General features: G+C 53.5%; 16 protein-coding genes. 4 read left to right on the top strand and 12 right to left on the bottom strand.

Translation table 11 applies throughout. From position 1 onward, the window contains the following. Positions 1-5: 5 nt before the first annotated feature. From RAC89_RS17545 to pyk, 4 genes are all read right to left on the bottom strand, one after another. Positions 6-509: an ankyrin repeat domain-containing protein gene (locus tag RAC89_RS17545; protein WP_306615002.1), complete on the bottom strand. Its 504-nt coding sequence runs from the start codon at positions 507-509 to the stop codon at positions 6-8. 333 nt (positions 510-842) lie between these two features. Next, entirely contained in the window at positions 843-1,697 is an 855-nt protein-coding gene (locus RAC89_RS17540) for a helix-turn-helix transcriptional regulator (protein ID WP_306615001.1), read from the bottom strand. Positions 1,698-1,826: 129 nt separating this feature from the next. Then, on the bottom strand, positions 1,827-2,825 hold the full coding sequence (locus tag RAC89_RS17535) for a cation diffusion facilitator family transporter (RefSeq protein ID WP_306614999.1): 999 nt from the start codon (positions 2,823-2,825) through the stop codon (positions 1,827-1,829). Between the two features lie 353 nt (positions 2,826-3,178). Then, the gene (gene pyk / locus RAC89_RS17530; protein WP_306614998.1) at positions 3,179-4,594 is read right to left on the bottom strand and encodes a pyruvate kinase; all 1,416 of its coding nucleotides are present in this window, start codon (positions 4,592-4,594) and stop codon (positions 3,179-3,181) included. A 132-nt stretch (positions 4,595-4,726) separates the two neighbouring features. On the opposite strand from pyk, the gene RAC89_RS17525 reads away from it, so the two are divergent. After that, on the top strand, positions 4,727-5,518 hold the full coding sequence (locus RAC89_RS17525) for a helix-turn-helix domain-containing protein (RefSeq protein WP_306614997.1): 792 nt from the start codon (positions 4,727-4,729) through the stop codon (positions 5,516-5,518). 10 nt (positions 5,519-5,528) lie between these two features. Here the strand turns inward: RAC89_RS17525 and RAC89_RS17520 are convergent, their stop codons facing one another. After that, positions 5,529-6,809: an adenylosuccinate synthase gene (locus RAC89_RS17520; protein ID WP_306614996.1), complete on the bottom strand. Its 1,281-nt coding sequence runs from the start codon at positions 6,807-6,809 to the stop codon at positions 5,529-5,531. A 117-nt stretch (positions 6,810-6,926) separates the two neighbouring features. On the opposite strand from RAC89_RS17520, the gene RAC89_RS17515 reads away from it, so the two are divergent. Beyond that, complete coding sequence (locus RAC89_RS17515) at positions 6,927-7,805, top strand: LysR family transcriptional regulator (RefSeq protein WP_306614995.1); 879 nt, start codon at positions 6,927-6,929, stop codon at positions 7,803-7,805. Positions 7,806-7,863: 58 nt separating this feature from the next. Here RAC89_RS17515 and RAC89_RS17510 read toward each other — a convergent pair whose 3' ends face one another. Next, the gene (locus RAC89_RS17510; protein WP_306614994.1) at positions 7,864-8,940 is read right to left on the bottom strand and encodes a lactonase family protein; all 1,077 of its coding nucleotides are present in this window, start codon (positions 8,938-8,940) and stop codon (positions 7,864-7,866) included. A gap of 119 nt (positions 8,941-9,059) precedes the next feature. On the opposite strand from RAC89_RS17510, the gene RAC89_RS17505 reads away from it, so the two are divergent. After that, positions 9,060-9,539, top strand: a complete 480-nt coding sequence (locus tag RAC89_RS17505) for a hypothetical protein (protein WP_306614993.1) — start codon at positions 9,060-9,062, stop codon at positions 9,537-9,539. Positions 9,540-9,561: 22 nt separating this feature from the next. On the opposite strand, the gene RAC89_RS17500 is transcribed toward RAC89_RS17505, so the two are convergent. Together RAC89_RS17500 and RAC89_RS17495 are read right to left on the bottom strand one after the other, a co-directional pair. After that, positions 9,562-9,801 carry a DUF7667 family protein gene (locus RAC89_RS17500; protein ID WP_306614992.1) on the bottom strand — a complete coding sequence of 80 codons (240 nt, stop codon included), beginning with the start codon at positions 9,799-9,801 and terminating at the stop codon, positions 9,562-9,564. 78 nt (positions 9,802-9,879) lie between these two features. Beyond that, the gene (locus RAC89_RS17495) at positions 9,880-10,449 is read right to left on the bottom strand and encodes an SLOG family protein (protein WP_306614990.1); all 570 of its coding nucleotides are present in this window, start codon (positions 10,447-10,449) and stop codon (positions 9,880-9,882) included. A 203-nt stretch (positions 10,450-10,652) separates the two neighbouring features. Between RAC89_RS17495 and RAC89_RS17490 the strand changes: the two genes are divergently transcribed. Further along, a complete protein-coding gene (locus RAC89_RS17490) occupies positions 10,653-10,838 on the top strand; it encodes a hypothetical protein (RefSeq protein ID WP_306614989.1) in 186 nt (61 codons plus the stop codon). 87 nt (positions 10,839-10,925) lie between these two features. On the opposite strand, the gene ymzB is transcribed toward RAC89_RS17490, so the two are convergent. The 4 genes from ymzB to RAC89_RS17470 all read right to left on the bottom strand — a co-directional run bounded on the left by ymzB (position 10,926) and on the right by RAC89_RS17470 (position 12,394). Next, complete coding sequence (gene ymzB, locus RAC89_RS17485; protein WP_306614987.1) at positions 10,926-11,264, bottom strand: protein YmzB; 339 nt, start codon at positions 11,262-11,264, stop codon at positions 10,926-10,928. A gap of 23 nt (positions 11,265-11,287) precedes the next feature. Next, on the bottom strand, positions 11,288-11,446 hold the full coding sequence (locus RAC89_RS17480) for a hypothetical protein (protein ID WP_306614985.1): 159 nt from the start codon (positions 11,444-11,446) through the stop codon (positions 11,288-11,290). Between the two features lie 33 nt (positions 11,447-11,479). Then, a complete protein-coding gene (locus RAC89_RS17475) occupies positions 11,480-11,770 on the bottom strand; it encodes a hypothetical protein (RefSeq protein WP_284644720.1) in 291 nt (96 codons plus the stop codon). Positions 11,771-11,902: 132 nt separating this feature from the next. Next, the gene (locus RAC89_RS17470; RefSeq protein ID WP_306614984.1) at positions 11,903-12,394 is read right to left on the bottom strand and encodes a cysteine dioxygenase; all 492 of its coding nucleotides are present in this window, start codon (positions 12,392-12,394) and stop codon (positions 11,903-11,905) included. Positions 12,395-12,625: the final 231 nt, after the last annotated feature.

Below are 12,625 nucleotides of genomic sequence, written 5' to 3'. Positions count from 1 at the left end.
GTTTGCTATGCACCCAATGCTTGTCTCAATACTGCCGCAGCATTCAGATTGCCTCTCTCCTCTGCCAAAGCTAACGCTGTGACACCGTCTTCTTGCCTAGCATGAACATCCGCTCCATGATCAAGCAGCAGACGGATCATCTCGACGTTATCGTCATGAAATGCAGCAGAATGCAAACAGGTATGCCCGTTGCTATCAAAAACCGTGGTCGAAGCATTGTGTGCCAGAAGCAGCTTCAGCAGCTCCATGTTTCTTTCTCCCGAAATGGCTGCATGTAACGCGGTATTGGACGGGATATAGCTTATCTTCGACTGGGACAAAGCATTTACATCGGCTCCATATTGCAGCAGCAATCTGGCGGCACCGGTTTGACCGAAGTGGGCGGCAAACCCCAGCGGTGTTAACCCATCCGGATTGACAGTGTTGGCAAGAGCAGGATCCCGGTCCAGATGAGCTTTCATGACTTCCGTTTCACCGTTACGTACGACTGTGAAAAATTCGACGATCATTCGGGTAACCTCCATCGGTTCATTTTTGTAGCCTTAAATAGGAAGTGCTGAATTGAAGCTATTCCAAGCAAGATAAATGCAAAGTAACGCAGCGCCGAAAAAGATACCGGAAATTTTCAGATTTCTTCGCAGCTTCCATCCGTAGGAGCAAAAAAAGACAGCGGCAGCTAATTTAGCATAGCCCTCATAATGAGGGTCATAGTGAAAGAAGGAACTGCTGAAAATAACGGAAGAGAACAAAGAGGCCGCGATAACCGTTTGAAACCACCAAGGCTCTTTCAAAAACTGTCTATACATGAGCTTTATCCTTTGCATGACCTCAGCAGTCCTTTCTCAATCGATTCTTACCCCTGTTCGCTGCATTCTCTCCATACTCGCAAGCTGCTTCGGCAGCAAGCCATAATACCGTTTGAAGCTTTTAATAAAATGGGATTGATCATAGTAGCCGTAATTCACAGCGGCCTCCGTCAAGCTGGAATTGGTGCCGCTATGCAGCTCCTGCAGCATACTTTGAAACCGGACAATCCCGAGCATCTCCTTCGGGCTCACACCCAGCTCCTGCGCAAAAACTCTTCTAACATGCCGTTCGCTATAACCCAGTTTTTCCGCCAGCAGCGCACCTGTCATGTTGCCTTTATAAAAATACATCGATTTCATGCCCGCTTGAATCAACGAACCGGTTGAAAGGTCGGCAAGGGACAACAGCTGCTTCAGTTGGGATTCCATTATCGTAATCATATCGGAAACAGCCTTCGCCGTGACCAATGCTTCCGCCATACTTAGTCCAGCGGCTCCCCAAATCTCCTCCAGAAACACATGATGACCCAGAAAAGCCGATACCGGGCATTTCAAAATGCGATCGGCCGTTTCCGTATAAAGCCGGACCCCGAACAAGGACTCCTCACGGGAGAGATTCATTACCTCATACCGGGTCATCAGTCCCGTAATAAAGGCTGCCTTAGCCGAGCAAACTGAACGGCGGTTAACAATAATATCCACGCATCCGTCAGGGATGATACGGTGCGGCACATGGCCATGGCTTGAATGAAAATCCAAAGTCCAGTAACAGGCGACGAAGGGAGCCAGCTTCCCGCTTGGAGCATATTCGCGGTAGCTGTAGCCCGGCTGCTGCAGCTCCCGCTGTAACCCGGGGGGCTGTATAGGACGATAACCGTGTAAGAGGTTCACAGAATAACCACCTTGCCAGCAGTGCGCTGTATAGTTATGTATTACACTACCACAGCTCTTCGACAGCCACAATATGGAAAAACGAAAAGGAACCGCCTCCCTTTATGGAAGCGGCTCCCTACTTGGTTTCTACGCAAATTCATTCAGCTTCTCGGGAATCCAGTCTCTTACACCGTTATCTTCAATAATGCCTAAGACCACATCGGTAATATCCGGATCCGCTATTAATTTATCTTGAACGCGGAATTTGATATCGTCGGCATCGGCTAAAGACAAGCCTCTGCGTAATTCGATCATCGCATCCACGTGATAGTAACGTCCTTCTTGCGTGATTCGAATGCTGTTAATGTCGGTTACGTCTTTATCCGACAGGATGATCCTTGTCACCTTGTCGGCAATATCCCGGGGAGCAGCTACCCCAATGAGACCAACCATATTGTCGTATCCCACCCGGAAGGCGACACCCACCATCAGAAAGCCGATTAGCATCGTCACGACACCGTCAACAGCGTACACAGCGGTTAGTGAGGTAATCAATACCGCAGCCATCGCTAGTAATGCTCCCGTTACGGCTACGAGGTCCTCGTAGAAAACCAGTCGGGTCGGAGGCGCAGCTCGTCCCACATGCTTGAATGAAGCTGCAATATAACCCCATCCCTGAGTCTCTACCCGGGCCTCTTTAACAATTTCCTTCATCGCCTTCAGCAGAATGGCACCGTCAATCAGAAGATTCAGCAGCAGAATAAACACGTTCAGCCAAAAGGCTCCGCCCCCGCCTGCCGGATGCTGCAGTAAATGCCAGCCTTCGCGAATCGTTTCGTATGCCATAATGGTGACAACAATGACGGCAATCATACAGAAGATGTTAATCACACGACCGAAGCCCGTCGGGAATTTGCGGGTCGGCTTTTTCTCGGCAAGCACGCTTCCTACGAATACAAAGCCTTGGTTGATGCTATCCGCCAGCGAATGCATGGCCGACGCAAACATGGCGCCGCTTCCGCTAAAAGCGGCTCCGATGCCTTTCGCAACAGCGATAACGGCATTTCCTACCATTGCTACCGCGGAGGATTTGTTACCTTTCTTGATCAATTGCAGTACATTTTCTCGTTCGGGTTCCGGGTCCATTGTTCCTCCTGAAATTAGTGTAAAATAACTCGCTCGGCATCCATGTATTATGCCTTGCATTTAAACTCAGTATGAAAATTATACGTGTGAAGAAGGCAGGAAGTTTCATCGTTATTTTTGATACCTATCCGAGCTCTTGGTATAATCTTCTCAGTTCCCGTAGTCATGTACAAAGACGGCGGTTCCGCAGAATACTATGGCCTGGGATATAAAGTTATTAAATACATTAATCTAAATGCCGAGAAAGGATCGGAGGTAGTAAGAGTCGATATGGGTACTTGGTTTATGAGATTTAAGCCTTCGGACTAAGAGAAGAAGCCGCCCGCGCTATCATCGGACGGCTCAACCTTCATCTATATATGCTCGATCTTGATCAAATTCGTGCTGCCCGACTCTCCAACCGGCACGCCTGCGGAGATCACAACAAGATCGCCCTCGCTCACCAGCCCGGTGCCCCGTCCCTTGACCAGAGCGGCTTGAATCATCTCATCCGTCGACTTCACACGTTCACCCAGTACCGGGGTCACGCCCCACACGAGGCTCAAGCGCCGAACCACCCGCTCATCCGGTGTCACCGCAATAATCGGAGCCGAAGGACGATACTTGGACACCATCCGTGCCGAGAACCCGCTCTCGGTCGGCGTTATAATAGCCTTGGCTTGCAGCCCCAAGGAGGCGCCTACGGCCGCCTGACTTACCACTTCCGTCACGTTCGTCTTCTGTACGGCGCTCTTCGTGCGAAGAAGCTCCTCGTAGGGCAGCATCGACTCCGCCTTTTCCGCAATGGATGCCATCGTTTGCACCGACTCCACAGGATATTTTCCCGCTGCCGTTTCACCGGATAGCATCAGCACGTCGGTTCCATCCAGCACCGCATTCGCAACGTCGCTTGCCTCCGCACGTGTCGGACGCGGGTTGGACTGCATCGAATCCAGCATGTGCGTCGCCGTAATAACCGGCTTGCCGGCCAGATTGCTCTTGTGAATCATTTGCTTCTGCACCAGCGGAACATCCTCGACCGGAATCTCTACGCCGAGATCGCCCCGTGCCACCATCAAGCCGTCCGATGCCTCCAGGATGCGGTCCAGCTCGTCTACCCCTTCTTCGTTCTCAATCTTGGAAATGATCTGCACATGGCCGGCTCCGAGCTCCTCCAGCATGCGCCGAACCTCAAGCACGTCCTCGGCTTTCCGTACGAAGGACATCGCAATAATGTCGATCTGCTGCTCAACTCCGAATCGGATGTGCATCACATCCCGCTCCGTTACCCCCGGAAGCGATGTCTTGACACCCGGCAGATTCACGCCCTTACGCGCTTTGATCTTGCCTCCGTTCAGGATGCGGCAGTGAATCTCCGTTCCCTCCACCGATTCCACGCGAAGCTCGATCAAGCCGTCATCGATCAAAATCCGCGAGCCCTCACGCACGTCCTTCGTCAGCCCGTCATAAGAAACCGATATCCGCCCCGCATCTCCCGTAATCTGCTCAGTCGTCAGCGTCAGCGATGCCCCGGTCTGCAACTCGTAGGCCGGCTCCTGCAGCAGTCCCGTACGAATTTCCGGGCCTTTAATGTCCAGCAGAATCGCCACGGGAGCACCAAGCTCCGCTGCGGCCTGACGAACCCGATCGATTCGGCCCTTATGCTCATCGAGGTCCCCATGCGCCAAATTCAACCGGGCTACGCTCATTCCCGCGCGAATCATGTCCTTCAACACGGGTACGGAATCGCAAGCCGGTCCCATCGTACAAATGATTTTCGTTTTACGCATCGTCATCACAGCCTCCACGGAATACTTATTTGCGCTTATTGTACTCCGACATAAATCGACTGACTATGAATAATAGCACACTAATTGTATAATAGTACGACAACAATAAGAACGAAGAAGGTACTTCCACCGATGCTTGAAATGAATTCGGTTCACTATCACAAGGGAAGCAGCTGGTATGAAGAAGCCGACAGCGGGGCTGAAACCTGGCAGCTCGTGCTGATGTGTTACGGGAAATGCGTCTATTGGTTCGGTCAGCAGAAGCTCGTACTAGGGAAGGGCGACCTGCTCCTGATTCCTCCCCATACGGTCTTCTACGGCAAAAGCATTCCCACCGTATCGCACGAAAAATATGCCGCAGCCTTCCTTCCGCTGGAACCGGCAATAGCACTGCCGATGCTTCTCGGAACGGAGCCGCTGCACTTTCGGACCGGCATGTTCGAGCTGCTGCATGAACGGTTTCGGTCCCTGCATGCGGAGGCGCAGCACGCCAACGCTTACAGCGGGACCATGTGCGTAGCGATCCTGCTGGAGCTTCTTGCACATGCCAACCGGGAAGCGGATCGTTCGCTTGCGCAGTCCAATTCGGTTAAACACCGACATGTAGAGCAAATGAAGGCGTACATTCAGAACCATTACCGCGAGAAAATCACCAAGGACAACCTGGGCGCCGTCATCGAGAAGAGCCCGAATCATGCCGCGGCCGTGTTCAGCGAGGTCACCGGGCAAACCATCGGCGAGTTCACTTATGCCCTCCGGGTGAAAACCGCCGTCTACCTGCTGCAGCACTCGCAGATGACCGTCCAAGATATCGCGGATTATTTGGGCTTCTGCGATTCCTCTTATTTTCACCGGGTGTTCAAGCGCCATACCGGCCGGACGCCGTCGTATTATCTGAAGGACCGGGAACCGCCGGTTTACTGAGTTGGCGTGTTTACCCCCGGTGTATCAGCTGCTCCCGCATCGGTCCGACGGAAATCATCCGGATCGGTACGCCGATCTGTCTTTCGATGTACAGAACATACTCTTGTGCTTCCGTCGGAAGCTCTTCGAAGCGCCGAGCCCGGGAGATGTCGCAGCTCCAGCCGGGCAGCGTTTCCCATACAGGCTTAGCCCTCTCCAGCACTGCGGTTACCGGGAATTCGCGAACCGTTACTCCGTCTACCTTGTAGGCCGTACAAATCGGAATCTCCTTCCGGTATCCCAGCACGTCCAGATTCGTCAGCGCAACCTCCGTTGCTCCTTGAAGCCTGCAGCCGTACCTTGTAGCGACGGCATCGAACCAGCCCATACGGCGAGGCCGGCCTGTGGTAACGCCATACTCCCCAGCATCGCCGCCTCTTTCTCGCAGCTCTGCAGCTTCCTCCCCGTGCAGCTCCGTTACGAACAGCCCCTCCCCTGCACAGCTGGAGTAAGCCTTGGTCACGGCTACCACCCGATCGATTGCATAAGGGGGCAGACCCGCCCCAACCGACGCATAGCCTGCCAAGGTAGAAGAAGAGGTGGAATGCGGATAAATCCCATGATCCGGATCCCGCAGCGCCCCCAGCTGTCCCTCGACGACAAGGTGCTGCCCACGATCGATAGCGTCATGCAAGAGGGGCGTCGTATCGCAGACATAAGGCTTGATTTGCTCCGCATCCCGTTGAAGCGCCGCCACCACTTCATCTACTGCGATCGTAGGCTTTCCGTAGAGATGCTGCAGGAGCACGTTTTTGGCCGTAAGGGCAGCTTCGACTCGCTGCGTCAGCCGTTTCTCCGCATAAAGATCCGCAACCTGGATACCCAGCTTCAAAAATTTATCCGCATAGAAAGGAGCGATCCCCTTCTTGGTCGAACCGAACCGGCGGTCGCCGAGCCTCTCCTCCTCCAAAGCATCGAAGAGCAGATGGTACGGCATAACCACCTGAGCACGGTCGGAGATTTTTAGGTTCGGATCAGATACTCCCCGCAAATGCAGCTCCTCCCGCTCCTGTAAGAAATCGTTCAGATTCAACGCCGTGCCCGGTCCGATGACATTCGTGACTCCCGGATAGAACACCCCGGAAGGGATCATGTGCAGGGCAAACTTGCCATACTCGTTGATAATGGTATGCCCCGCATTGCTTCCCCCCTGGTACCTCACCACATAGTCTGCTTCTGCGGCTAAGACATCCGTGATTTTCCCTTTCCCTTCATCTCCCCAATTCGCCCCTACAACCGCTGTTACTCCCATACGTCGGCGCCCTCCTTAGGCTTGTGATCTGATGCTACACCACTTATTATAATAAGGGACAAGGTATTATAATAATGAATAATGGTTATATCAGATATAAAGAGGGTTGATAACACAATGATTGAGCATATGGACTGGTACCGTGTCTTCTACCATACCGCCAAGGCGGGAAGCCTGTCGAAAGCGGCGGAGGAGCTGTATATCACACAGCCTGCCGTTACCCATACAATCAAGCAGCTGGAAGCGAAGCTCGGTGGGCAGCTCTTTTTCCGTACATCACGAGGGGTCAGGCTGACCGCCGAAGGTGAGGTGCTGCTCACCTACATTGAGCAGGCGTATCATCTGATCGCAAACGGGGAGAAGAAGCTCGCCGAGCTGCACCAGCTGACCAGCGGGGAAATCACCATCGGAGCCGGCGACACCCTGTGCCGTCATGTTTTGCTGCCCCACCTGGAGCGGTTTCACGATTTGTACCCGGATGTGAAAATTCGCGTTACGAACCGTACTTCCTTGGAAACGGTAGAGCTGCTGAAGCAGGGACGGATCGATCTAGGGATCGTCAATCTCCCGCTCCATGACAAGGGCATCAAGCTGAGGGAATGCGGAACCGTTCAAGATTGCTTCATCGTAGGGGACAAGTACAGGCATCTTGCGGATTCTCCATGGAGCTGGGAAAGCTTCCTGAGCTGTCCCTTGATTTTGCTGGAGGAAGGCAGCAGCAGCCGCGCCTATATCGACCGATATCTCCAGGCTCAAGGAGTCTATGTGAAGCCGGAGCTTGAACTCGGCAGCATCGAGCTGCTGATGGAGTATGCCCGGGCAGGGTTCGGCGCCGCCTGTGTGGTGAAGGACTTTATTCGGCAGGAGCTGACGGACGGATCGTTGGTGGAGCTCCCGCTCGAGCCGCCGATTCCCCCGCGAAGCATCGGCATCGCCACACTAAGCGATGTGCCGCTCTCCGCCGCAGCAAAGAAGTTTATTGAAATGATTGGGTAATATTACAGTCCAAAAAGCCTGCCGCCCCCTAGGAGCGACAGGCTCTTTCATTCCTCGCTTACATATACACCGGCTTCACACAGACCGGCTTCGACACTTCCATGGAACGACCCGTTGCCGTCAATCGGCCGTCGTCCCCTACCCGGAAGATCACCAGATTGTTCGAATCGCGATTTGCCGCAATCAGGTGACGGCCGCCCGGTGTCAGGGCGAAATGCCGAGGATGTCCGCCTCCGCTCGATACATGCTGAAGCAGCGTCAGGCGGCCGCTGGCGGCATCGATAGCAAAGACCGCGATGCTGTCATGCCCCCGATTCGAGCCGTAAAGGTACTTGCCGTCCGCCGAAACAGCCACTTCCGCCGTTGTATTCTCACCCTGGAAATCCGAAGGCAGCGTGGAAACCGCCTCGATCGTCTCCAGTGTGCCGCTCGCGCTGTCGTAACGGAACGCAGTCACGGTCGAATCCACCTCGTTGATCACATAGACGAGCTCGCCGCTTGGATGAAACGCCATATGCCGAGGACCGGCGCCCGGGTGCAGCGCGGTGTCCCGCTCGAATACAAGCTCCCCGCGCTCCGTATTCACGGAATAGGCGCGAATCCGATCGATCCCCAGATCCGCAATCAGCACATAGCGGTTATCCGGCGTAAATGTGGCGGAATGAGGGTGCGGCTGCTTCTGGCGGCTTGGATTCGCCCCCTGCCCTTCATGCCGCTTCGCATCCAGCGGCTCTCCGATACGGCCGTCCTCCGTCAGACTCATCAGTCCTACCTTCGCTCCGTGGTAGCTGGACAACACGAGATAACGGTCCGAGGCGTCCCGCTGAATATGACACAGGGGCGTGTCCACTCCGGTGACGCGGTTCAGCTCTTGAAGCTTTCCTTCCTCCGACAGCTCAAGGGCAACCGCCACTCCGGTTTTGCCGCCCTCGGCACTAACCCCCTCCGCAATGGAGTACACTCTCCGGCGGGGCACATCCACATTCAGGAAGGTCGGGTTCTGCAGACCGGCTGTCCTGTCCAGCAGGGTCAGCTCTTCCCGCTCCTCATCGAATGAATAAACATACACGCCGCTGTCGGAAGCCTCCGCGTATGAGCCTACCAACACAAGCATCCTTTGCTTACTGCCGCTCATGTTCATCCTCCTTGTCGCAACACAGCTTTTCCCCTAACTGTACACTGTTGTTTTTTGGAAATCAACCCGATTATGCTATAATCACGGACAAAACCTAATTCGAATCGGAGGCTTACATTATGCTTAGCTTTGAAGAGAAACTTAACGTCATTTCCGCCTTCCCCGAACTGGAAAGAAGAAACGTTTCGCTGGGCCGCGTGAACTTCCACTATGAAGGCAGCGTCTACGAGAAGAAAACCGTCGTTTACCATCTGCATCCGAACGGTAACGGCTTCGTCTATGTGGGACAGCTGCCGGGTTTTACGGGGGAATCGGACGACAAAGGCTTTGTGAACATCCGCGACTACGACGCCGAGCAGCTTCGTACCCTAGTCGCGCGGTCGATCCGCTCACTTTCCCCGGGAATCATCGAGGAATCGAATGAAGAGGAGGGCCCTACCGAGCATCAGCTCTGGAAGGGGCCGGACGAGCAGACGCTGACGGTATACTACGAAGACGAGCTCTGGTACGTTTTCGCCGGAGAGATTCTTGAATCCGCCTTCGAAACCTACGAGGAAGTAGAGGAATATATGGCGGAGGAAGGCTTCATCTTAGCCTAAGCAGGCAAAAGGCCGACCCCTCTTAATAGGACAGGTCGGCCATCTCCTCCAGCCTCTCGATCTGACGGCAAATCTCATGCTGCCATTCCGTATCTCTTGTCATCGAAGCGGCTAACGACAAATTATAAAGTCCGGCGAGCTTCCTCGCATAAACCGCATTGTAATGCAAACAAGCCGAAAGCTCGGCCTCCTCCGACTCCGTCAAACCCCTTTGACGCTCCAGCGTCCATAGCTCCGCCATTCTCCAGTGAACCGAAAGCATCCGCAGACCTCCCTAGCAGCTGTTCTAGTTTCCTAGTATAGGCAACAGGCAGCCGGCTTAGACAGACAACTCCGAAGTTTAGTACTCATACTCCCGGTTCATCATTTCCTCTTCCACAATCGCCTGCAAATCGTGCATCGTAATAAACAGCAGCTGGTAGCCTCCGCCTTGGAGCACCCTTGCTTCGCCGAGCTGCTTCATAAAGCGGGGAGAGCTTTCCGGATGGGCCTCCGCATCGTACAGGAGCAGCAGTGCATCGGAGTTTCGAATGAGGAATTTGTTCGCTTGGGAGAACTGCCAAGGTCCCTTGTACTCCTCCTTCGAAACCGAATCCACGAAGTCCGCGCTTCTCACAATCGTATTGTAGTATTCCTTCTTATCCTCATTCCATTTCTCCGTCATCGACAGAAACGGAGTGATCACGGCCAGCTTCAGATGACCATACTCCCGCTTCAAATCATGCACCACCTCTCCCGCCCACAATTCCGTTCCCCATTGGCCTGTGATAATGACCCATTCCAGGCCGTCTTCGATGTGAGCGAGAAGCGTGTTGCGGATCGCTTTTTTGATATAAGGTATGGCTGCATGCTTGTTATTAAAAATACCGAGCTCATTCGCCTTGTAGCCCGAAATGATTAGCCGTTTCATCCTGCATGACCTTCTTCTGAAAGAATGGCGGAAGACGCCTCTCCGCACTCCCCTCAATATACCCAACCTACGATGAAAAAGCCACCTGCCGTTCGGGCCGTTTGCGGCCGGCCTCTCTCCGCTTTCTTGACAGCCGCAAGCTGCCATGCCATATTGAATTCATTACATAGCCTGATCAAGCAAACGGAGGTGGCACGATAGCCATGAGAACGGAAGAACAGATTAAGCGGAAGCTGAACGAGCTCGTCATGCAAAAGAAGGCGCTGGAAGCCGGAATGGATGCAGACGGGCTAAAGGAAGGGCTCCAGAGCCAAATCGACCGGCTGGAGCAGTCCATTCTCCTGCTGGAATGGGTGCTGAATGCGCCGGTGGGGAGCTATCACGCTTAAGCTCAACACCTGGCTTAAGCCACCGCCCACCGAACAAGACGAAAGGACCTGTTGAGTGCAGCTTTGCCTCGTACAGGTCCTTTACGTTTACTGCTCTTTGGTGATGTGATAGGTAGCCCGCTCGGTAGTAATGTGCAAGGCTTCTCCCTGCAAAGACCCTTCCCAATCGCCGAGCAGCGGAATCTCATAAGCCTCGTCGGGAAGCGGAGGCTGTTCCGCACTGTTCAGCACGGTTCCGCTGCCGAGCAGAATCAATTTTTCCTTCGCCAGGTACTCATCGGTTTGGTTCTGAAAATGATCCGTATAAGACACGTCCTTCAGTTCTACCCGTGTCAGATCCGTGTCATCGGTTTCCCGCTTCTCGATCAGCAGTGTCTCCCCTTTGCAGGATAAGAGCCAGTCGGTAATTTCATTACGATCCGTCATATTGTTACCTCCTCCAAGTTCGTTCATTGCTCGGGGTTGTCATGGGGCAGCTCGAATTCGGGGGGAAGCGCTTGCTCCTCAGCCCTTACGTCTGCAATGACATTCGACCTATGCGCGGTTACGTGCAGCGCTTCAGCCGCTGCGTTTGTCCGGTTGCTTTGTTGCGATGACTCGTCCGCCAACTGAATTCACGCCCTTCTCTGATCTCGCGTTAGTTATCCCACAAACTCCGCCGTTTTAGCCGGCTCGTCCTTCCAGTAGCTTCCGTCCCCGAACTGCTCACGGCAAACCTCGTGAAGAGATTGCAGCATCTCCGTGAAGTCTCGCAGGTCACAGGTATGGAAGGTATCGGAGATGCTTCGATTTTCTTCTGTTACTTGATAGGAATGAAGCTCAAGGCATCCATCCCAACGGACATTCACATCGAAGCGCCGGTCCATGGTTTCCAGCTCCATAGCAGCGGTTCCTCCGTCGTCCCGTTTATGTATCGTTTTGATATTCCACATCGCGAAGACTCCTTCCGTTAGGTAAACTCTTCCGGTTAGTATGAACCAATCAGCTCCTTCCTATGAGTGGCGCCAGGGAACGGGGACAGCCGGCGGGCGCCTGCCGCGGCCACAGCAAGCGCCTTTCCTTCATTAAATGACGAAATCCAAAACCTGTTCGTAGGGCAAATACGCCCGGTTCCCTCTCATCGACGGCGCGTATACATGGACGGACAGCGACCTAACGGCATGCGGATTTTGCAGCTGATGGATTTGCCACTTCGGTGCATAAAGGAAGTGCTCGCAGACTACCGGGTGTTCAGTTTGCAGATGGGGATATCCATAGCTGTCCAGCTTGTAAATACAGTTCATGACCGCGCCCTCCACCACCATCGCACAGCCGCTTGATTCGCCATGGTCGTGAATTCTCGTCTCACCGCCGGGCGGCAGATGAATGAGGATAACATCCACCTCTTCGTTCTGGTAAAGCACAGTACGGCCGTAGCTGAGCTCACCGGGGTCGGATACATGCTCCTCCAGTTCTTCTGCGGTCAATTTCAGACTTTGAATCAGCGCCCGAATCTCATGAGGGGTAGGCTTTGTTACACCGGCGAACGTCGCTTCTATTCTTTTGATCAGCTCCACGGCTGCATCCTCTCCAATCATTCATAATATTTGCTTTCGATTTACATAAGAATTACTTATAAATGGATCGCGCTTCTGCCCTCCCGTTGGTTGCTTGCCTCTTGTCATCTTATAAATACTATGTATTCCTGAAAGCCTTCGGTGGTGCTTGTCCTCAGCATCTAAGTTGCAGCAGGGGAATGTGGAAATTTGTAGAATTGTATAACAAAACTCATGCAATGGAGTGATTAT

This window comes from Paenibacillus sp. GD4, assembly GCF_030846225.1.
GTDB lineage: Bacteria > Bacillota > Bacilli > Paenibacillales > NBRC-103111 > Paenibacillus_G > Paenibacillus_G silviterrae.
This window is presented reverse-complemented; position numbering and strand designations above follow the sequence as displayed.

Bases quoted from the DNA above. Each gene is read 5' to 3' on its own strand.
- RAC89_RS17545 (WP_306615002.1), bottom strand. From the start codon at position 509: ATGATCGTCGAATTTTTCACAGTCGTACGTAACGGTGAAACGGAAGTC.
- RAC89_RS17535 (WP_306614999.1), bottom strand. From the start codon at position 2,825: ATGGACCCGGAACCCGAACGAGAAAATGTACTGCAATTGATCAAGAAA.
- pyk (WP_306614998.1), bottom strand. From the start codon at position 4,594: ATGCGTAAAACGAAAATCATTTGTACGATGGGACCGGCTTGCGATTCC.
- RAC89_RS17525 (WP_306614997.1), top strand. From the start codon at position 4,727: ATGCTTGAAATGAATTCGGTTCACTATCACAAGGGAAGCAGCTGGTAT.
- RAC89_RS17520 (WP_306614996.1), bottom strand. From the start codon at position 6,809: ATGGGAGTAACAGCGGTTGTAGGGGCGAATTGGGGAGATGAAGGGAAA.
- RAC89_RS17515 (WP_306614995.1), top strand. From the start codon at position 6,927: ATGATTGAGCATATGGACTGGTACCGTGTCTTCTACCATACCGCCAAG.
- RAC89_RS17510 (WP_306614994.1), bottom strand. From the start codon at position 8,940: ATGAGCGGCAGTAAGCAAAGGATGCTTGTGTTGGTAGGCTCATACGCG.
- RAC89_RS17505 (WP_306614993.1), top strand. From the start codon at position 9,060: ATGCTTAGCTTTGAAGAGAAACTTAACGTCATTTCCGCCTTCCCCGAA.
- RAC89_RS17500 (WP_306614992.1), bottom strand. From the start codon at position 9,801: ATGCTTTCGGTTCACTGGAGAATGGCGGAGCTATGGACGCTGGAGCGT.
- RAC89_RS17495 (WP_306614990.1), bottom strand. From the start codon at position 10,449: ATGAAACGGCTAATCATTTCGGGCTACAAGGCGAATGAGCTCGGTATT.
- RAC89_RS17490 (WP_306614989.1), top strand. From the start codon at position 10,653: ATGAGAACGGAAGAACAGATTAAGCGGAAGCTGAACGAGCTCGTCATG.
- ymzB (WP_306614987.1), bottom strand. From the start codon at position 11,264: ATGACGGATCGTAATGAAATTACCGACTGGCTCTTATCCTGCAAAGGG.
- RAC89_RS17475 (WP_284644720.1), bottom strand. From the start codon at position 11,770: ATGTGGAATATCAAAACGATACATAAACGGGACGACGGAGGAACCGCT.